This is a genomic window from Solibacillus sp. R5-41 (assembly GCF_002736105.1).
In the GTDB taxonomy this organism is placed as follows: Bacteria; Bacillota; Bacilli; order Bacillales_A; family Planococcaceae; genus Solibacillus.
In genome coordinates this window covers 2469494-2488981 of record NZ_CP024123.1, presented here as the reverse complement: position 1 = coordinate 2488981, position 19488 = coordinate 2469494, and the positions used below count along the sequence as shown (strand labels likewise).

Annotated in this window: 28 protein-coding genes; 21 read left to right on the top strand and 7 right to left on the bottom strand. The window is 36.0% G+C overall.

Translation table 11 applies throughout. The annotated features are described in order from the left end of the window. The first annotated feature begins 962 nt into the window (after positions 1–962). Entirely contained in the window at positions 963–1556 is a 594-nt protein-coding gene (locus CSE16_RS12165; protein WP_099424150.1) for a YpjP family protein, read from the top strand. A gap of 164 nt (positions 1557–1720) precedes the next feature. Here CSE16_RS12165 and CSE16_RS12160 read toward each other — a convergent pair whose 3' ends face one another. The 3 genes from CSE16_RS12160 to CSE16_RS12150 are packed head-to-tail and all read right to left on the bottom strand — an operon-like array spanning position 1721 to position 3804. After that, on the bottom strand, positions 1721–2887 hold the full coding sequence (locus CSE16_RS12160; protein ID WP_099424149.1) for a tyrosine-type recombinase/integrase: 1167 nt from the start codon (positions 2885–2887) through the stop codon (positions 1721–1723). 46 nt (positions 2888–2933) lie between these two features. Then, the gene (locus CSE16_RS12155) at positions 2934–3362 is read right to left on the bottom strand and encodes an ImmA/IrrE family metallo-endopeptidase (RefSeq protein WP_099424148.1); all 429 of its coding nucleotides are present in this window, start codon (positions 3360–3362) and stop codon (positions 2934–2936) included. A 28-nt stretch (positions 3363–3390) separates the two neighbouring features. Further along, positions 3391–3804, bottom strand: coding sequence for a helix-turn-helix domain-containing protein (locus CSE16_RS12150; protein ID WP_099424147.1), 414 nt, complete (start codon positions 3802–3804; stop codon positions 3391–3393). 155 nt (positions 3805–3959) lie between these two features. On the opposite strand from CSE16_RS12150, the gene CSE16_RS12145 reads away from it, so the two are divergent. From CSE16_RS12145 to CSE16_RS12085, 13 genes are all read left to right on the top strand, one after another. After that, a complete protein-coding gene (locus CSE16_RS12145) occupies positions 3960–4220 on the top strand; it encodes a helix-turn-helix transcriptional regulator (protein ID WP_099424146.1) in 261 nt (86 codons plus the stop codon). 26 nt (positions 4221–4246) lie between these two features. After that, a complete protein-coding gene (locus tag CSE16_RS12140; protein WP_172954385.1) occupies positions 4247–4939 on the top strand; it encodes a Rha family transcriptional regulator in 693 nt (230 codons plus the stop codon). 43 nt (positions 4940–4982) lie between these two features. Beyond that, complete coding sequence (locus CSE16_RS12135; protein ID WP_099424144.1) at positions 4983–5291, top strand: hypothetical protein; 309 nt, start codon at positions 4983–4985, stop codon at positions 5289–5291. Between the two features lie 201 nt (positions 5292–5492). Next, positions 5493–5774 carry a helix-turn-helix domain-containing protein gene (locus tag CSE16_RS12130; protein WP_099424143.1) on the top strand — a complete coding sequence of 94 codons (282 nt, stop codon included), beginning with the start codon at positions 5493–5495 and terminating at the stop codon, positions 5772–5774. 287 nt (positions 5775–6061) lie between these two features. Next, positions 6062–6340, top strand: coding sequence for a hypothetical protein (locus tag CSE16_RS12125; RefSeq protein WP_099424142.1), 279 nt, complete (start codon positions 6062–6064; stop codon positions 6338–6340). Between the two features lie 73 nt (positions 6341–6413). Further along, positions 6414–7352 (top strand): YqaJ viral recombinase family nuclease, encoded by a 939-nt coding sequence (locus tag CSE16_RS12120; RefSeq protein ID WP_099424141.1) that lies wholly within the window; start codon positions 6414–6416, stop codon positions 7350–7352. A gap of 3 nt (positions 7353–7355) precedes the next feature. Beyond that, positions 7356–8156, top strand: a complete 801-nt coding sequence (locus tag CSE16_RS12115; protein WP_099424140.1) for a recombinase RecT — start codon at positions 7356–7358, stop codon at positions 8154–8156. 49 nt (positions 8157–8205) lie between these two features. Continuing rightward, a complete protein-coding gene (locus CSE16_RS21415) occupies positions 8206–9231 on the top strand; it encodes a DnaD domain protein (RefSeq protein WP_157764810.1) in 1026 nt (341 codons plus the stop codon). Beyond that, positions 9228–9425, top strand: coding sequence for a DUF6877 family protein (locus CSE16_RS12100; protein WP_099424137.1), 198 nt, complete (start codon positions 9228–9230; stop codon positions 9423–9425). Before CSE16_RS21415 ends, CSE16_RS12100 begins: the two co-directional genes overlap by 4 nt. Positions 9426–9740: 315 nt before the next feature. Beyond that, positions 9741–9992, top strand: a complete 252-nt coding sequence (locus CSE16_RS12095; RefSeq protein ID WP_099424136.1) for a hypothetical protein — start codon at positions 9741–9743, stop codon at positions 9990–9992. Between the two features lie 139 nt (positions 9993–10131). Further along, a complete protein-coding gene (locus CSE16_RS21900; RefSeq protein WP_371514477.1) occupies positions 10132–10374 on the top strand; it encodes a RusA family crossover junction endodeoxyribonuclease in 243 nt (80 codons plus the stop codon). Next, positions 10316–10549 carry a RusA family crossover junction endodeoxyribonuclease gene (locus CSE16_RS21895; protein WP_253896077.1) on the top strand — a complete coding sequence of 78 codons (234 nt, stop codon included), beginning with the start codon at positions 10316–10318 and terminating at the stop codon, positions 10547–10549. The genes CSE16_RS21900 and CSE16_RS21895 overlap by 59 nt, the downstream gene beginning before the upstream one ends. Before the next feature lie 30 nt (positions 10550–10579). Continuing rightward, positions 10580–10774: a hypothetical protein gene (locus CSE16_RS12085; protein ID WP_099424135.1), complete on the top strand. Its 195-nt coding sequence runs from the start codon at positions 10580–10582 to the stop codon at positions 10772–10774. Positions 10775–10807: 33 nt separating this feature from the next. Here the strand turns inward: CSE16_RS12085 and CSE16_RS12080 are convergent, their stop codons facing one another. Then, positions 10808–10960, bottom strand: coding sequence for an aspartyl-phosphate phosphatase Spo0E family protein (locus CSE16_RS12080; RefSeq protein ID WP_253896076.1), 153 nt, complete (start codon positions 10958–10960; stop codon positions 10808–10810). A gap of 576 nt (positions 10961–11536) precedes the next feature. Further along, entirely contained in the window at positions 11537–12082 is a 546-nt protein-coding gene (locus CSE16_RS12075; protein ID WP_371514476.1) for a collagen-like protein, read from the bottom strand. A gap of 237 nt (positions 12083–12319) precedes the next feature. Here CSE16_RS12075 and CSE16_RS12070 point away from each other — a divergent pair, with 237 nt between their 5' ends. After that, complete coding sequence (locus CSE16_RS12070; protein ID WP_099424133.1) at positions 12320–12514, top strand: hypothetical protein; 195 nt, start codon at positions 12320–12322, stop codon at positions 12512–12514. A 68-nt stretch (positions 12515–12582) separates the two neighbouring features. Here the strand turns inward: CSE16_RS12070 and CSE16_RS12065 are convergent, their stop codons facing one another. Then, a complete protein-coding gene (locus tag CSE16_RS12065; protein ID WP_099424132.1) occupies positions 12583–13092 on the bottom strand; it encodes a DUF3231 family protein in 510 nt (169 codons plus the stop codon). A 275-nt stretch (positions 13093–13367) separates the two neighbouring features. On the opposite strand from CSE16_RS12065, the gene CSE16_RS12060 reads away from it, so the two are divergent. Both CSE16_RS12060 and CSE16_RS12055 read left to right on the top strand, forming a co-directional pair. Next, positions 13368–13865 carry a sigma-70 family RNA polymerase sigma factor gene (locus CSE16_RS12060; protein WP_253896075.1) on the top strand — a complete coding sequence of 166 codons (498 nt, stop codon included), beginning with the start codon at positions 13368–13370 and terminating at the stop codon, positions 13863–13865. 41 nt (positions 13866–13906) lie between these two features. Next, positions 13907–14476, top strand: a complete 570-nt coding sequence (locus tag CSE16_RS12055; RefSeq protein ID WP_099424131.1) for a sce7726 family protein — start codon at positions 13907–13909, stop codon at positions 14474–14476. Here the strand turns inward: CSE16_RS12055 and CSE16_RS12050 are convergent. Continuing rightward, on the bottom strand, positions 14468–15499 hold the full coding sequence (locus tag CSE16_RS12050) for a beta family protein (RefSeq protein WP_099424130.1): 1032 nt from the start codon (positions 15497–15499) through the stop codon (positions 14468–14470). The two genes, CSE16_RS12055 and CSE16_RS12050, sit on opposite strands and share 9 nt — an antisense overlap. A gap of 395 nt (positions 15500–15894) precedes the next feature. Here CSE16_RS12050 and CSE16_RS12045 point away from each other — a divergent pair, with 395 nt between their 5' ends. The 4 genes from CSE16_RS12045 to CSE16_RS12030 all read left to right on the top strand — a co-directional run bounded on the left by CSE16_RS12045 (position 15895) and on the right by CSE16_RS12030 (position 19485). Then, positions 15895–16791, top strand: a complete 897-nt coding sequence (locus tag CSE16_RS12045) for a DUF6731 family protein (protein WP_099424129.1) — start codon at positions 15895–15897, stop codon at positions 16789–16791. Between the two features lie 19 nt (positions 16792–16810). Then, positions 16811–17260, top strand: coding sequence for a hypothetical protein (locus CSE16_RS12040; protein ID WP_099424128.1), 450 nt, complete (start codon positions 16811–16813; stop codon positions 17258–17260). Between the two features lie 114 nt (positions 17261–17374). Then, positions 17375–18151 (top strand): phage terminase small subunit, encoded by a 777-nt coding sequence (terS, locus tag CSE16_RS12035; protein WP_099424127.1) that lies wholly within the window; start codon positions 17375–17377, stop codon positions 18149–18151. Continuing rightward, positions 18151–19485: a PBSX family phage terminase large subunit gene (locus CSE16_RS12030; protein ID WP_099424126.1), complete on the top strand. Its 1335-nt coding sequence runs from the start codon at positions 18151–18153 to the stop codon at positions 19483–19485. Before terS ends, CSE16_RS12030 begins: the two co-directional genes overlap by 1 nt. Positions 19486–19488: the final 3 nt, after the last annotated feature.

The following is a 19488-nucleotide window of genomic DNA, read 5'->3' as shown; positions in this document are numbered from 1 at the left end:
ACATTACGAACATAGAGCTTCAGCCAATTTCCACAGAGTTTGATTTCATTGATTTTATCGATAGATCTGGAATCAGGACCCCTATTATCCCAGCATATTTTTCGTCCAATGAAAGTGGCTACATCCTCCTTTGCTTGATCACGTCCAGAAAACACCGTATCCAACTCTCCTTATGACTAAATATTTCACACAGTTTCAGGTGTTTACCTTTTTGACGAAATACCGTCAAAGGCACAACTAGTAAGCCTTCATAAATACAGGGAGTAGATGGTTTTAAACTTCAATTTCTCTTTATACATACGACCGATAATCTGTTCGGGTATCCAAGTTGCACCCAATTATTCTTGAACAGCTTCTGTTAACTCAAGTGTCAATTAGAAAATCGAACTACAATTCAGTTTGATGGATTTGTAACGAACATGTGCTTCTTCAGCACAATTAGCATGTTTTCTCAATCCATATAATATGGTAGATGGTTGTCAATTTAATTGATTCGTAATTTTTCTCATTGATTAGCCTGGATCACCTAATGTCCATATTTTGCACGTTTGGTTATAGTAATATACGAGTAGCTCATAACGTTTCCTATGTTCAAATGTTGTGTGGTAACTGCATTTTACACGAGGGCGTTAGGGGACTTTTTTTATTTCGCCGTGGGTGTTGCACTTAATATTAAAATTCAAGCAAAAGAAAAACCACCCAATTCGAAATTGAGTGGCGAAAAATAAAAGATATAATTAGTCCGTGAAGCATAAAGAAGTCATGTAACCTAACATTAAAAGTAAGCCAAGACCGATTACGATTGAAGTGTCCATTAAAACTAACCTCCTTTAAACAACGTACATTAGATTCTTCATTATTGTACAATGAATAGAAAAAAGATGAAACCTTTTCTTCCATTATTCGTATATAATTAGGAGAGCATGTTTCTAAATTATACATATATTAAGTAGGTGGAGCGAATGAAAAAATGGTTATATAAATCACTCGTCGTATCCGTAGCCTTATTAACATTTGGCATGATTACGCCGAAACACGAGATTTGGGCAAATTTTGAAGAAGAAAATAATTCAAATCGGGCTTTTGAACGGTCTGATAACAATAATATTTCGTCAGCCTATCAGCTCGATGAAATACTAGTTGAAGATTACACAAGACCAACTGTACAATCAATGACAGCCGCAGCAAAAGAGCAGTCTTATATGAAGTTTGGAACGCGTATTGGACCGGTTATTGAAAATGAATTTGAGACGAATATTTTCCCGAAGATTGAAGAGGCAATTGCATTCACCGTCGATCGTTTAGGTGAGGACAAGCTCAAGAATGCAGTTATTTCCGAAAAACCGAGTGGCGAATATTCTGAAAAGATTTTCCATATTACCGACAATAAATTAAAGCAAGATATTATTCGTTTTCATGTTCGAACAGAAAATCGCCCATTTGACGGCTTTTATTACAATTTCCATTACCACACGTTCGAAGACAATTTCGTCAAGCACTATAATTTAGGTGAAATTTACTGGAGCAAAAACACGCCTCCTAAGTGGTTATCATAAATAATACAAGGCACCCATGATTATTGTGGGTGTTTTTTTACGTCTGAGACGTTGATAAAACTGGATTTGCGGCGCTTTTATAATTTACTGAATTAACACCCCAACACATTGAATATAAGTGTAGAAATTGAAGTACCACAAAAAGTACCACAAATTAAGCAAAGTTATAAATCGAATGATTCTAAATTGATCAATTCATCCATTTTCATCGAAGCATCTTTTTCGTTTTTTGGGAGTGAGTGAGCATAAACTTTGTGGACTGTATCGGGTGTATCTCCAATCAAAGCAGCAACGGTTGTAACTGGCACATTATTCAATAGTTGGATTGTGACAAATGTGTGCCTTAAATAATGAGGGGTAAAATGAGAAATCCCTTCTTTTTCAATCATTAATTCAAGAATTCTTCTTAAAAAGTTTTCTCCAATCGGTGTTCCCGCATAATTTACAAATACTCGATTCTCAAGATTCCGAAACAAAAAGCGTTGCATTTTTTCATCAAACCATTCCTTATAATTCGTAAGTAGCTTTACGATACTATTATTCATCGGAAATTTTCTAATACTATTGGTCGTCTTAGGATCACGAGCACCAAAACGATCCTTTGTTTCATCGATATTAATATAGCCCGTATTGAAATCAATATCGTTCCAAGTTAATGCACGCAGTTCACCAATTCGCATGCCAGTTAAAAATAACAAAGCTACAGTAGTGTAGTGGGTGATTTTATATTTAGTTCGCAAAACCTCTAAAATAAATTCCATTTCTTCAATTGAAAAAGCGTGCCTCTTTATAGATTCTTTTGCATTTTTCAAATTAGGGGTAGTAAATTTTTTTCTAGGCAACAGTTCATTTTTAACACCAAACGAAAAAACGGCATTGAGTCGTTGGTATATAGCCATCAAAGTGCTAGATTTAAAATCCTTTTGAATAAGAGGGTTAAAAAGTTCATTTTGAATAATGATATTATTTATGTTCTTCGCTTTTTGGTGACCGATTACGGGCAAAATATAGTTTTCCATTACATATGTGTGATTTCTTTTTGATGTCGGTTTCCACAAAGCGTTGTTTAATTGTATATACATGTCGTTTAACTGAAGAACCGTAATATTATCGTTTTCTACATAACTTTCATTTCCATCTAATACATTGGCCTTTAATTCAATTAGAGCTCTCTCAGCTTTTTCGATTGAGCTAAAACCTTGTTTAGACCTCTCACGGCGCTTCCCAAGTTGATCGTAAAAATTGTAACGATAGGCAAACATCTTCTTTCCGTTATGTTTATACCAGTAAATACTATCTAGTTTGGTTTTAGTCATATCAAATCTAACCAATCAACTCACTCCTTTCAAAATAGAATATATGTTCTTTTTTTAGGTATTAAAATAGCTTCTTACATTTCAGCTCGATTAAATCGATTGGTACATTATGCAAAGAAGCTAAATCATAAATATTATTAATTTCAAAAAATGTGTCATCAGATATTAAAAGTTCAGCTGCAAACCGATTGGCTTCGCGTTCAATTTTGCTTACCGACAAAAATGTGTTGTTGCGCATAAATGGGGTGTTAACATGCTTATGGAGTACAGCATGGCCAAGCTCATGTGCGCATACAACACGTTGTAAATGCTGGTCTAAATTAACGTTAATAACGATGTATTGGTTACGGCGATCGTATTTATAGTAACCATTAATTTCTTCGTGCAAATCATGCTGCATAACATGTATTTTCAAGTATCTTGCTATTTCATATGGGCATTCAGTGTTATATCTCTGTTTTAACTGATTGGTTCTTTCTTTTATCCACATGCAATCACTTCACTTCACCAGTATTTAGTTATTCATCCTCACGAAATTTTTTTGGCGTAAACTTCTTATTAATCCGCTGAGTTTGTTTAAATAATAATTCCATTGACTCCAGCAGTGATTCCTTTGCTTCGTCACTCATTGGCTCCCCATCGAATGCAAGGCCATCGCTGTTTTCCAAATCTTCTTTAAAAGACTCCAGACGCTTGGCGATGTCGCGTTCGTCTTTATCTGATATTCTGTTAGGATTATCCGTTCTTCCATAAAGATAATCTATAGTTACATCATAATAATCAGCTAACTTTTCAATTGTTTCGTTATCAGGAGTTCTATTTCCTTGTTCGTATGCAGTATACGCTGGTCTTGAAACACCTAATATGGTAGCGATATCTTGTTGAGTTTTATTTCTACCTTTTCTTAGAGCTTTTATTCGAATGTTTAACATATAATTCACCTCACGTTCTATATAAATTATAGGTAACAATTCGTGACAATTCTATCTAAAATAAATAAAGTAACAAATCGAAACATTTATAGTTGACAATGTAACAAAAAGAAACTAATATAAGGGTAAGCCAAACGAAAGGCGGTGAAAATACCATGAGAAATGAAGTTATTCCAAGAGATTGGTTAAAGAAACTCCGTAGAGAAAAAGGGTTAACCCAGCAAGATGTAGCTGATTCGGGGAACTTTGCACGAACATATTACACAATGGTAGAACAAGGTAAAAGAACACCAAGTGTAGATATAGCAAAAACGATAGCCAAAGTATTAGGCTTCCACTGGACTATTTTTTTTGAAGATGAATGTAACGAAATGAAACGTATTTGCAATTTAGATGAAACTAAAGTAGCGATTTGAAACAAATTAAATTTGGAGGAATGAAGATGAATCAATTACACCGTAATATTTCAAGTTTAGAAATTGCTGAAATGGTAGGGCGCAATCATCCGGATGTTATGAGAGACATTCGAAAAATTCGCACTCATTTAGGTGAAAGCAGAATTGCTGAGACCTATTTTATCGAATCTGCTTATACAGATATTCAAAATAAATCACAACCTTGCTTCCTTTTAACAAAGAAAGGTTGCGAATTATTTGGCACTCGGATGACTGGAGAAAAAGGAACTCAGTTCGCAGTTAAGTATATTGAACGGTTTAATGAAATGGAGGAGCATATTCAACAACGGATGCCTGCTGATCCAGTCGAACTTGCTCTACAAACTTCACTCAAAAATTATCAAGAAATCAAGGGCATTAAAGAAGATGTGGATTTATTGAAGGATTCAATGCGAATTGATGGTCGACAAGAATTCGCTATTAAATCTCAAGGGAAGGCGAAAGTTCTTGAAACATTAGGTGGTTATAATTCACCTGCTTATAATTCACTCAGCAAGAAAGTGTTCTCACGTATGTGGCGAGATTTTAAAAATCATTTTGTTTTACCACGTTCGCCGGATTTACCGAAGGCGCGTTTTGATGAAGCAGTTAGGTATATTGCGATGTGGCGTCCAGACACATCGACAGCGATTGAAATTGAATCTTATAACAATCAATCGCAATTGAAGTTGGTTCAATAAAAGAGGGCGCTAAGCTAGCGCCTTTAAATAGGAGGAAGTAGTCATGATACCTCAAACAGAAAGTGCATTGATTACAACACTTTTCGAAATGTCGGGCATTACACCAGAAAAGGTTCAACAGCAGTTAACTGAGTTAGCGAATAATGCTGCTCAACCGCTAATCCTTTTTTGGGACATCAAAGACTTCGTACAAGCTACTACGTTTAGTAGAAAGTTTTTAGAGGACCACATTCTCACTGATCCTCGCATTCAACAATACGAGCGTCAACGTGAGAAAGGTGGTAAGCGTGTATGGCTGAAAGAGCCAACAGCGAAAGTTCTTCAAGAAATCATTATGAATGAATGGCTTTAATCGATTGGGCAGTGGTCCAGGGCAACGGACCACTAATAAATCATTCAGCCGAGGGCAATCGGCTTTTAAAGAAGAGCCAGGGCAATGGCTCAAAAGCAAGTTAACTTGCTAATTAGATAATAACCAAAAATTACGAGGGTGTGTGTTCTTTATTAGAACAGTTTGGAAGGTGTTCGATTTTCGAACAAGGAGGTGACAGTTATGCATGGGGAGCACCTAAAGCAATTCCGTGAGCAAGCTGGGCTAACACAGCAACAGCTTGCTGACCAATTGTTTAAGTCAAGATCAGCTATATCAAAAATTGAAAACAATGAGCAAGAAATCGGTATAGGGACATTTAAGGATTGGGCGATTATAACAAATAGCGAAATACAAGCAGCGATGATTTTGTTTGGAGCAGATATATTTGCTCAAGCAACGCAAATTTTATCTTTAGTACCAGCATTCATACCACCAGTTGAGATAACACAATTATTTATGTAGAAGGAGAGGTTACATGCGCATCAAACCAAGAGTTTGGCGACTTATGACAGTCAAACAACGTTTACAAGCGATGTACTTTTTGGCACAAAAAAACCGCTGATTGTTGGACCAATCAACGGCTGAATCAAATTTAACTGTATTTACATTATAGCAAATCTATATAGACGGTGCGAGACAAATTTTACTCGCTCTCGTCAAGCAGCTTAAAAGAGCGCCTGTCATTGCGCTACCTCCTAAAATTTTAAGTTGCTTGATGTGAAATGACCATCGGAAAGTAGGTGGAAAATATGGATTACGGTATTGAAAATACCATGTTTAGTGGAATAGGTTTTGAATTTTCAAAAGGCATAGAAGTAAATGAGAAAAAACCTGTTGATTATCAAGGTAAACGATTATTAAAAGGGGAAGAATATTACATCTTTGATCGAGCTGGAGAAGTGGTTTATGTCCATATCGAAGAAGTTCGTGATTACTTACAAGACACACGTTTGGACGAAATTGAGTGCTATGAAACTTTAATCCAAGCAATCGATGCGCTACATGATAATTATCCCATCATTATGTAAAAAAGCCCACTGCTGTAACAGTGGACTGCAAAACAAAATTATTTCCAACAGTATAACATAGGAGGTTTTCAAAATGGTAGCGATTAAAACATCAACTTTAAATATGAGCCATGAAGAGTGGCTTGAATTACGTAAACAAGGCTTAGGAGGGTCGGACGCAGGAACGGTATTAGGCTTCAATAAATACAAATCACCATTCCAACTTTACTTAGAAAAAATCGGTGAGTATGAGGAAGTTGTAGACGGCGATGCAGTGTATTTTGGTAATGCACTTGAGGATTTCGTTGCACAAGAGTTTGCAAAGCGAACAGGTAAAAAAGTACGTCGTATGAATCAATTCTTAACACACCAAGAGCACCACTTTATGTATGCGAATCTTGACCGTGTGGTAGTTGGAGAAAAAGCCATTCTTGAATGTAAAACAGCTTCTGAATATTTAAGAGAAGCTTGGGAAGGTGATGAAATTCCAGCTACGTATCTTTGCCAAGTGCATCACTACTTAGCAGTAACAGGCTACGAAAAAGCGTACATTGCAGTGCTGATTGGTGGTAATAAGTTCGTTTGGAAAGAAATTGAGCGCGACGAAGAGTTCATACAGATTCTTATCGAACGCGAAAAAGACTTCTGGGAAAATCACGTACTCGCGCAAGTAGAGCCTCCTATTGATGGTTCAGAAGCTGCTAGTCAACTACTCAAGAAGATGTACCCACAAGACGACGGTACAGCCATTATGTTGACGAAAGATGATGAAACAGTCCTTGATGCGATTGATGCGATTTCATATGAAATTAAACAGCTGGAGACGCAGAAGAAAGAGTATGAAAATCGATTGAAATTGAAACTGGAATCTGCAACAGAGGGGCATTCGCCACGTCATAAATTGACCTTTAAAACCGTTGTGTCTAATCGAATCGATTCCAAACGTTTAAAAGAAGAAGTGCCAGATGTGTACGAAAAATACACGAAACCATCTTCAGCTCGACGACTAACTATTAAGAAGTTGGGGGCTTAAAACATGGCAACTTCAAACGAATTAAAAAAACAAGCACAAGGGCAAGTAACAGCTAAACCAACAACACCTGAAGGTTCTTTAAACGCTTTACTTAAAAAAATGGGTCCAGAAATCCAACGTGCTTTACCAAAACACATGGACGCTGACCGAATTGCTCGAATCGCATTAACAGCAGTTCGCACTACACCAAAATTATTGGAATGTGACCAACTTTCATTCGTAGCAGCATTAATGCAATCGGCTCAATTAGGTGTAGAGCCAAATACAGGTCTTGGACAAGCTTATTTAATCCCATACGGAGGCAAAGTTCAGTTCCAGTTAGGTTACAAAGGGTTAATCGATTTAGCGGTACGAAGTGGACAATATAAAGCAATTTACGCGCATGAAGTCTATGCAGATGATGAATTTAGCTTCGCGTACGGTTTGCACAAAGATTTAGTGCACGTTCCATCCGCTAATCCATCTGGCGATCCGATTGGTTATTACGCAGTGTATCACCTTAAAAATGGTGGTTACGACTTCGTTTACTGGACACGCGAACGTATTGATATTCACTCTAAAGCATTTTCACAAGCTGTACAAAAAGGCTGGACAAGCCCATGGAAAACGAATTATGACGCGATGGCCAAAAAGACTGTGCTAAAAGAGGTCTTAAAATACGCACCAAAATCCATTGAAATGCAGAAGGTCGTCGAGGCAGACGAAACGATTAAAAATGAAGTTGCTCCAGATATGAGTAATGTCATCGATGTTACAGATTATTCAATTTTAGAGGATCCACAGGACGTAACAGACGCACAATAAGCGGTTGGGGAGCAATCCCCATTCCGCTTTAAATAGGAGGGCTAGGGCAATGGCTAAATTTAGATTAATACACACATCATTCTGGAATGATCCACGTGTCGTTGAAGAAATGACAGCAGAGGATAAATACTTCTTTCTATATTTGCTAACGAATGAAAGTACTACACAAATTGGAATTTATCAAATTACTAAAAAACAAATAGCATTTGATTTAGGTTACTCACCAGAGAGTGCAAATGCATTGTTACAACGTTTTATAGAGCATCATAAGTTGATTAAATACAATGCTGAAACTCGTGAAATAGCTATCAAAAATTGGGGTAAATATAATCTGATTCGTGGCGGTAAACCGATACTTGATTGTGTGAAATCAGAGTTAAAAAATGTAAAAGATGCAACGTTAATTGAATGGGTTGGTGAATGTATACCAAACGATTCTATACGTAACGTTTACGAGTCGTACTACGATACGTCAACGATACGTGAGTGCAATGAGTCTAAAGAATCACAAGTCAATGGTGATGCGCCTTCTCACGTAACGTCGACGATAAGTGGACAAGAAGAAGAAAAAGAAAAAGAAAAAGAAGAAGAAAAAGAAGAATATAAAGAACAACAACAAGATAAAGAAAAAGAATCGGCTCCGCCTTCTTCCGTAGCAGTAGTAGTAAATCCCTTTAATTTTTATGCTCAAAATGGTTTTGGGTTAACAATGAATGATATTACAAGACAAAAGATTATCGCCTGGTGTGAGGATTTATCTGATGACCTTGTTATACATGCTATGCAAATCGCAATGGAACGTAATAGCGTTAGCTGGTCTTATGCAGAGGGAATATTAAAGAAATGGAACGCTAAAGGCGTTAAGTCCTTAAAGGATGTAGATGCCTTATTGGCTCAATTTGAAGCACAGAGAGCACAAAAGAATCGTCCGTATGGAAATCAACGCACAGAAAACATTCCAGAATGGTTTAGCAAACATCAAGCTGAATCAGCTGCTACACAACAAATCGTAAATGAACCAATTGATTTTGAAGCTGAACGAGCAAAAGTGTTAGCGAAATTAGGTGGAGCATGACCAAACAGCAAGTAGATCAAGCAATCAGTGAGTTAATTAGCGAGTATGTATTTCCGTTTGAAGCTTTGGTGGATGTACATACAAGATTGCTGGGCTGTACAGGTGTGCATTACGCAGCCCAGCAGTTGCGCTATCTTCAAAATTTAGTTAATGCCGGAATGGCGAAGAAAAGGGGCGAAACGATTGAAAGCTAACGAGAGGGATAAATTATTATTCAAACCATATGCAGACGAATGTACGACTTTTGAAAACGTAAGGGTTTTGCGTTTTTATGAGGAAGCAATGGAGGTCGTGATAAATCACGAAGGAGAAAAGAAGTTCTTTTAAAATTCTAAGCCTTTCCCGCTTTATTACGACACAGTGAACTTAAAAATTTTAAACGTGTTGCAAATAGTGAGATTCGAGTCGGAAAAAATAAAAGTTAAATACAGATTAAAAGAATTAATCGAGCTGTCGGATATAGAGCGAAGGTTGAAGGATTGGAATAATCGTTCATTGGAGGTATCAGCATGACACCAACATACGAAAGTAACACAGCTATTTACGACAACTATCGTGCGCCAGCTAGGTTCATAGAGTTCGAGGGGCATGTTTATAAATTTAAGGGCACAGAACTAAAAGCGGATGTTGCTATCCATAATTATCGTTGTAATTACGAACAACATAATTTACGGATCCATTTGCAAGGTGGCGTACCATTTTACGTTGAAGGGATTTATAAAATTGAGGATAGTGCAGATGCAGTACTCAGAGCTATGTAAACGTGTAGATAAAGACATGTTAGTAGTCGTGGGAATGTTTACAGCAAAAGAAATTAAACAGTTAAAGTGCGAGGGGTACAAGTTAGTGCCACTCAATAAAAATGGGATTCGGGTGGCTTAGGAGGTTTAGGGCACGGCAATGATTCAATTTACAGTACCAGGTGCAGTTCAAGCACAAGAAAGGCCAAGGTTTTCGAGAATGGGTAAGGGCGTCAGAACACACGACGCCCCCAAGTCTCGTAATTATAAAGAGTTGGTCAAGCTCGTAGCATGGCAGAATAAGCCACAAGAGCCTATACAGGAGTCGATACGGTTAGAGGTGGATGTATTTATCGTTCCACCGAAAAAGTACCACACAAAGCCAAAGCCCGCTTATTGCTAGTGGTGAATTACGGCCGACGACTAAGCCGGATTTAGATAATTTAGTTAAGGGCATTAAAGATGGCTGTACAAAAATCATTTGGCATGATGACGCGCAGATCGTTGAGATGGTGGTCCGTAAATTTTATGATATGCAGCCTAGGGCAGAGGTAAAGGTTAAGGTACTAAGCATTTGAAAGATATTGCGGAGTAAGGAGGATTCTCTTTTGACTGAAAGACAGAAACAAAAGTTACGAAAGAAACATATACTTTTTCTCGCTAACAACGGTAGAGAGTTCAAGTCGGTAGAAGCGAAAAGAAGATGGATAAAGGACACTTACGATGGATGGGGAACAGCTTACACCAAATATCATTTAAAAGGCTATCCCGAATCCCCTTACAAAAAGTTTTTCGATTACTAAACAATTAGTGAAAAGAAGAACGTATTTACCTAATTATTTCGTGCCGTATTCATTTAACAACTTATCAAGATCTTGACTTGCTTTAATAGTATTTGGATGGGTTAGACCTTTTTCCATCCCAACATTTATTAAATGGGATCTTAGTTTTTCTATTTTTTTCATTTTTATTTTATCAGTAAAAGGCACTTTATAATTTCTCCTATTAATTAACTTAATAAGACAAATATACAGAAAATAACATTCCGATGGAAGATGTAAATTATGGAAATAAAATACTGGAAGCAAACGCTAACAATTGGAGGGCAGCATGGCATACAAAAACAGGGCAAAAGCCAATCTTGGGATGCAGCTAGAACGCATTATTGATATGGCCAACAACAAATATCGTAACGCTAGTGTAGCGGATATACGCAAGGTGCCTACGAGAACCCATTGCTGCCAAAGGTCAATTGAGCTTATGGAATGGGAACAATAGAACAATTATAAGAACCAAAATATTGAGTAATGAATTGAGAACACATTGTATCACATACTTGATGTGATTGTTGGAAAGAGATTGTGCATTTAAAGGGATGTGAAGGGTTATTAAGTGTTCTTTAAGATGAATAAGTATGAAAAGATAAGAAAAGAGGAGCAATTCCTTCTATAAAGGATACTCACTCCTAACTAGGCATACCTATTTTGAAGTTTTCTCCTGTTAATTAATACGATATCTGTTGAAGTCCATTTGAACCGAGGTTATCTTTCCCAAGTATTTTAACTCTAGACAATAGGACTTAACATTTTAAGGATAATAGAAGCATTTACGTTTATTTGTGTGCCTCCCGCTAAAGTTTGAAGTATTACTGCTGCGGCAGAAGAATGATTCCTAAGTGTTAGAATACCGCCGGCTGGTATAGAAATTATTACCTGACCTGTGTTTTGTTGAGTACCAGCTCCTGAACCATAGACTGCTTGCGTAACCGGATTACCATTTAAAAATAGTGTGAATTGGTTAGGTTCAACACCTGATACGATGAAAGTAACCTCGTAGATTCCTGGTGTGGTAACAATAATTTGAGAGGTACTAGGGACGTGCGTAATTCCAGATGTAACTATACCTGTTGAACTAAAAATAATATCTGCCTCTACAGCTACAGTTTCAGCGGCCAGATTATATATATATCCATATTCGCATAAACCGCTACATGTTGTTGGTGGGTTTACTAGAGTGCCACTAGGAAATTCACATAGTTCGACAGCTCTGAATGGTCCTATTTGATTTCCGCATAAGCAGGAACGTTTATTACAGTTATTACAGTTATCCATTTTCTCACCTCCGTTCATAATATATTATTCGTTCAAAAAACAGAGTAAAGGGCAATCGGCTACAATCTACTAATAATTTTATTTCCTTAATTGAAATTTATTTTAGAAAGAGTTTGGCTACAAGGTTAATATATTTGAAGGTATGTTACAGCACACTTTGTGAAAAATGGGCAGTAGACAGAAAGTAATTTTAAATGTGAATTAGCTTTAATCCTTGCAAGAATAGAATATTTTGAATTGGTTAATTTATTTCTTGGAGGTGATAAATATGCAAAAAAAAGGGGCAATAAAGAAGAAGTAAAAAGAGAAGAATTTGGAACCGATTTAAGTCCTGATGATTTAGATATCCGTGAAGAAAACGATCTAACAGAAGAACAGTATAAGAATTCAAATCAAGTAAAACAATCCGACAATAATGAAAATAATAAGTAAAAAAAATCCCCAGTTTTAAACTGGGGAAATAATTATTTTGCAGTTTGACCAGGCTTAATAAATACTTATTATTTTTCTGGATGATCTACATGTAATGGTGGAGGTACTAACCAACCTTTAGCTTTATTAAGGCGTAATAGTTTGGCGCCAAGAAGTGCTTTAGCTGTATGGAATTGACCATACATTAAGCCGATGTCTTCTCTAATAGACATCCCCATTGCTTGACTACATGCAACTAAACTAGCAGCAGCGTCTAATGATAATGCGGCACTAATTTCAGGATCATTAAACTTTGCACCAGGAGGGATATCTTCTAGTCTTGCATCTGCACGTTCAGGCGGTGCAGGAGGTAATGCAATGCCATTGGTTTTTAGAATCTCTTCTAAAGGTTTAACTTCCTCTTTTGCACCTTGAACAAATTCTTCTATGATTTTTTTCAAGTCTTTATCACCAGCATGATTATAAAATGTTTGATACCCAGCAATCATGCCATAGTTTGCAGCAAGATTTGTCCAGATACCGAATACCTCACCATAATGTAATGGTTCGTCTTTTGAGTTACCGCTTAAAATACCCATACTTGCACTTCCTTTTCAGTTTTATTTCGCCATTTTCAAACAAGTGTAGTATGAGCAAAATCAGAAATATAATTCTTGAAAAATTAATTTTACTGAACAATATGTCAATTATGCGTAGTAAAAGCCATAAAAAAAGACCTGAGTTTTCACACCCAAGTCAGCAAAATTATACAGGTCTAGTATAACAAAAAAGCCACAGCTTTGCAGAGCTACGGCTTGGTAAGTCCCTTTTATGTTATTGCGATAATCAAATTATAACATAAGGGGGCAATCTTATGGCAGGGCAAATCATGAATAATTGGGCAGATGAATTAATAAAAGAATATACAGATGGTTGTAAAGAATTGAAACGTATGAAGGATAGTTTAGAAAACAGTAACATTAATGATGCAAAACAAATTAACAGCATGATTGAAAGTATGTCTTTTTCAGTTGAGTGGTTGAAGACTGGCATTCAACCAAGAACTTATCGGAGTATTAATAAAAAATCCATCTATCACCGTCAATTTTTTGAAAGTTTAGATGTTATACCAGACATTATAGATCAACTTGAATGCATTAATGAAAAGCGTTTTTATCTAACTAGTGAAGAGAAAAAAGTACTTGCAGATATCTTTGTGTCACTTTCAATACGTGAACGGCAGTGTTTCGTTATGTATGTAGCAGAAGGTAAGAGTATGGGGAATATTGCGGAAGAAATGCAACTAAGTAAGAGAACGGTGCAACAGTATATTGAAAGAGCAAGGAAAAAAGTTCTAGAAAAAGTATCTTGAATTCGCTCCTCAAATTAATTAAGATAACGGTAGGTGATATTATGGACTTATTAAATGACTCTAAGGTAAGAGAATTACTACTTTTGGAGTTAAATGAAAAATATTCAAATTGTAATGATACACGTATAATCAATGAGTTAGGCTTAGATTTTGGTGCAGCAAGAGTTGATGTAGCAGTGGTTAACGGAATAATGCATGGTTATGAAATAAAAAGCGATGTAGATACTCTTTATCGGCTTCCGAGACAATTAGAATATTATAATCGGGCTTTTGAACGGATGACAATTGTAGTTTCAAGGAAGTATCTTGATGAGGTTAAAGAAATCGTGCCTAGTTGGTGGGGAATAAAAACTATTAGTGCTGATCAAACGAGATTGATTGATGTTCGAAAAGGAAGGAAAGTAACTAATCAAGACCCTTTCCTTATAATAAAATTATTATGGAAAAAGGAATTAGAAGGCTTAGTGGATTTCCTTGGTTTACCAAGGGAGTTAAAAAAAAATAGAAAAAAGCAGCTTCTAAATATACTTATAGAAGAAGCTGACTTTGAAATAATACGAATGTATGTTTATAACGTATTGAAAAAAAGAAGCAATTGGAAATTAACCTAATAGTTGATTGATGGTTGTTTCAATATGATGATTTACCCCAATAGCAATAGGTGTCTGATGACCACTTATTGTTATTTTTTTGTCTGCACATTTTTTTATTTCATTATCACCGAAGGAAAATCCTTCCCCTGGATAAAAATCTTGTTCGATCAGTTCCTGACAAACTTCATAAAAGCTATCTTCCCCATCATTTTTAATCATCTTTGATTTTACAATGTAATAATCGGATTCGGATGAATAGAATATTTTTATATATGAATTATCGTTATTAAATCCACTTAATATTTTACCCTTAAGTCTTGTTGTATAATCTCCAAATAATAAGTGTAAGTTTTTTTTCTTTAATTCCAGATACATATTCAGCTCATTTCGTGGTCCAACCAAATTAATTGAATGTGATTTTGTTTTACTTGCGTCTTCAGGACAGGCGGTTGCGACATATACCATATTCGAATGTGGTATATTTTGGAAAGTGTTTATGGCATTTTGAATTCTACTTAAAGTTGCTGGTAGATTGTAAAAATCTAAGATGATAGTGAATTTGGCACTAACTTCAGAGGTATTAATAATTTTCAATAAGTTCTGCATAACTAATTCATCTAATGGTTCCTTAAAATCATGACATCTGACCCTTATAGCAATTTCCTTAAAATCATGTTCGAAAATAGTTTTGATAATCCAGCTAGGTGAATCATGTTGGAAACATGGAATAAAATCTAGATTTTTGTCTTCCATTTTTTCTATACAAAAAGTCACAAGATTTTGGTTTTTAGTATTAAGGAATTCTTCATCAGAACCTAGATCATCTAAGGTAGTGTTAAAGTCATAGATAAATTTGATGTTTTCTAATCTTTCACCTAAATAACTCCCTAAAGTATTGAATGTTGATTCCCAATTGTTAATGTTCTCGGGTTTAATCCTTTTCGATTCAATAATTGGAATTAATTTAGAACGGCTATCTTCTTTAAGATTTCTTAATGCCTTCATTTCATTATTATTATTTTTTAATAGTGGATAGTACAATAGAATCTCCTCCTAAACGGTTATTTTACTTACAATTATTTCATATTCGACATAAATTTACATAAACCCTTTTTTATTTTATAAAAGACGTACGATTGACGTACGAAGTCTGTATATATGAGTGGAAATAAAATCGGTAGAAATGGAATAGGGCGATCGAGGGACATTCACAAGGGCAATATGAACGTATTAAGATGATATTGTGATCTTTTTATAACTACCGCATTCTCTTTAATCCCCTTTAAAGTGTGCGGTAGATTTTGTTTGATTTTGTCGCGGGTATAAGATAATATAATTGGAACAAATGTTCTTTTTAGGACTATTAGTTTACTGTAATATCCAAATGCTGTATGATTATACCGATAATTCATATAGTTAAAAAGGGGATATGAAAGATGGTAAAAAGAGACATCAGGTTTGATTATTACAAGTTACAACAGGGAGTGAACAGTAACTCGTTATTGGACTGTCTAGTTGAAATTGAATCAGAATTGAGGCAAAGTCCTGAAGTTCTAAGAAACAAATCAATCAACGGATATTTTGTCAGATTGAGAGAGATAAAAAAAGTACTTGTCGATACTACTCCGAACTCGCATTACTTTTTGATAGGTCACATTGAAAAAATAGATACCTATTCGGAAGCATATGTTGGTAAGATAGATGGGGCAAGAGCAACATATGGTGAAGCAGATGACGAAGGACCGATAAAGGACACAATAATTTTATACGATCCATTTAACGGTATTGTATCAAGCCATAGAACAAATGCGCTTAGCTATGCACAGGTGACTAGTTTTTTTAAGCAGATTACAGATGATGAAGATTTAGACTTAGAAGTAATCGTGGATGATGCTGTTATTGATAAATTAGAAAAAATTCCAGGAATTAGAGAAATAGAATATAGTATTGCGGCACCGCAAAGATGGAGTAAGCTTGCATCAGGTAGAAGTATAAATGCGGATTTAGATTTAGGTTCAAAATTAGAGGCTGGAAGAATGAAAGTAATAATTACACCGGAAAAGGGAAGCTTTATTAACAGAGAGATGGCTGTAAAAAAAGTAAAAGCACTCTTACCTTTTATAAATGAAGAAGTGTCCGTTCTTAAAGTTAAAGGAAATGTATCAGAGAATACTGACACACTAGATCTCATTAATGGAAAAATTGAGTCCTTAAAGGTAATTAATATTCCAAGAGGGAAAAAACTAACTTTTGTTCTAGTCAAGCAGAAAATTGAAGAAGCCTACCGCGAAAAGAAAAAGTTGTTTGATAATATGTTTGTTAGATCAAAATAAGCAGAGGAGGTGATAACTGTTGGGGATTTTAGAAAAAGTATTTTTCACTATAATTTCTTTAGCAGTTGTTGTTTCCCTATACTTTCTCGAAATAACATTAAAGGATATAGGGAATTTTGATAATGTCCTATTAGGAACCATCACATTAAATTCAATAGGTATAGGTTTTTTAGTGGCTTCAGTATCAATGATACCTTCACTTTCGGAAAACGAATTTTTTAAGAAGTTGAAGGAATTGAAGACCGATCAAAAACTAATGAGGTTATTAATAGTCACTATCAGATTTTTACTTCTTATTTCAATAATATCTTTGGTATTGTTATTTACAAATACAATAGGGCAGATCCAAGAATATTTAGAGTGGTTATTTTATTTGTGGATATTCTTGTTGACTTTTTCGTTGTTACTAATAAATAGTGTTGTAAAGATATTTTTAACAGTTGTTAAAAGCATACAGGAAAAGGGATAGAGTTAAACTATCAGAGCATCTCTTCGGAGGTGCTTTTTCTTTTGACTAAAATAAGCAACTAGCATACCGGGTGATTACAAAACAAACAAATGTTGGAGGTGGTGGTTATGAGATATGGCTAGACCGAGAAATCCAAAGCGTGATGAAGCGTTTCAAATGTGGCTTGAAAGCAAGGGGCAAATGCTCCTGAAAGATATTGCAGAACAACTAGATCTATCCGATTCCCAAATTCGTAAGTGGAAGAATCAAGATGGTTGGGATGGGAAGTTGAATGGTAACGTTACTAAATCCAATGGTAACGTTACTAAACGAGCGAAAGGTGCACCTGTTGGCAATAACAACGCTAAGGGTCATGGTGCACCTAAGCAAAATCAGAACGCTACTACACATGGTTTCTTTGCTAAATTCCTACCCGAAGAAACATTAGAAATCATGGAAGCGATGAATGAGCGTTCCCCAGCAGATTTAATTTGGGACCAAATCCAAATACAATACGCTGCTATTATTCGTGCTCAACGGATAATGCATGTTGAATCGAAAGAAGAAATGATTAAGGAAATCAAGAAAGAAAAGTATGGCTATTCAGAAGTTGAAACAACAAATGATGATGGCGATACCGGAACAAAATATGAACGAACATTGGATGAAGTAGAATACAACTTCCAGTTTTCTTGGGAACGACAGGCGCAACTACTCACAGCTCAATCACGAGCTATTGGGGAGTTGCGTTCTTCTATTCGTCAGTTTATTGAGATGGTTGATGCAGAGGATGAACGTCGCTTGAAGCTGGAGCAGATGCAGTTGAATATTGATAAGACGAAAGTAGAAATCACTAACCTTGATAAAGGTCGTGATAAATCAGTTCGAGTGGTGATTGTGGATGATGTGTAATGGGTGAACGACATGTAAGTATAAAGAGTATACTCACAGAACAATTTAAACCATTTTGGAGAGCTTCTAGAGCAAAAGAACATCTACGCTATGTATTAAAAGGTGGGCGTGGTTCGGGCAAGTCGTTTCATATACCAATGCGGATTCTATTAGACATCATGGAATATCCAGTTTCGGCATTAGGTATTCGTAAGGTACAAAATACCATTCTTAAATCCGTTTATGCCAACTTTAAAGCGGCCGCCAATATTATGGGGGTCCGTGATGATTTTCGTTTCGTCGATTCTAAGTTAGAAATCACATACCTAGGTCGAGGTAATAAAATTTACTTTGCTGGTGCCGATGATCCCGAGAAAATCAAATCGATTAAAGACGCTGATTTCCCGCTTGCTATTGTATGGTTCGAGGAATTAGCTGAATTTAAGTCAGAAGATGATGTAACGACAATTGAAAACTCTATTCTACGAGAGGAGTTGGAAGGGAAGATATTCTCGCAAGCTGAAAGACAGCAGGCGTACCCTTTCGACTACTCTTTTTATTATTCTTACAATCCACCGAAACGAAAGCAGTCGTGGGTGAATAAAAAGTATGAGGGTTCATTTATTGATGCTAATACGTATGTTCATCATTCGACTTATTTAGGAAATCCGCATTTATCGAAGAAATTCATTGAAGAGGCTGAAAATGTAAAGCGAAATAAGCCTTTGAAATATCGGTGGGAGTACATGGGTGAAGCGATTGGCTCGGGTGTTGTACCGTTTGATAATTTACAAGTGAAAGCCGGTAGCATCACTGATGAAATGGCTAAGTCCTTCGACAATATCCGTAATGGCATCGACTATGGTTATGCAACAGACCCTCTTGCTTTTGTCCGATGGCATTATGACAAGAAAAAGAACGGTATCTATGCTATCGATGAAGTGTATGGCGTGAAAATTAGTAACCGTGAACTTTCTAATAAATTACATGCAAAAGGCTATGAAAATGACCGTATTGCAGCAGAGAGTGCAGAGCCAAAATCTAACGCAGAATTAAAAAACGAACTAGGTATTAAAAGGCTTTACACAGTTAAAAAAGGACCTGATAGCGTGGAGTACGGCGAGGAATGGCTAGACGATTTAGATTTCATTTGCATTGATCCATTACGCACGCCGAATATTGCTAAAGAGTTTGAAAATATCGATTATCAAACGGATAGAGACGGCAATCCATTGCCTCGCTTAGAGGATAAGGATAATCATACGATTGACGCTACACGGTATGCATTTGAAGAGGATATGAAAACAAATACGAAGCTGAAAGTAAGCAACAAATCAAGATTAGGATTGAGGTGAGAA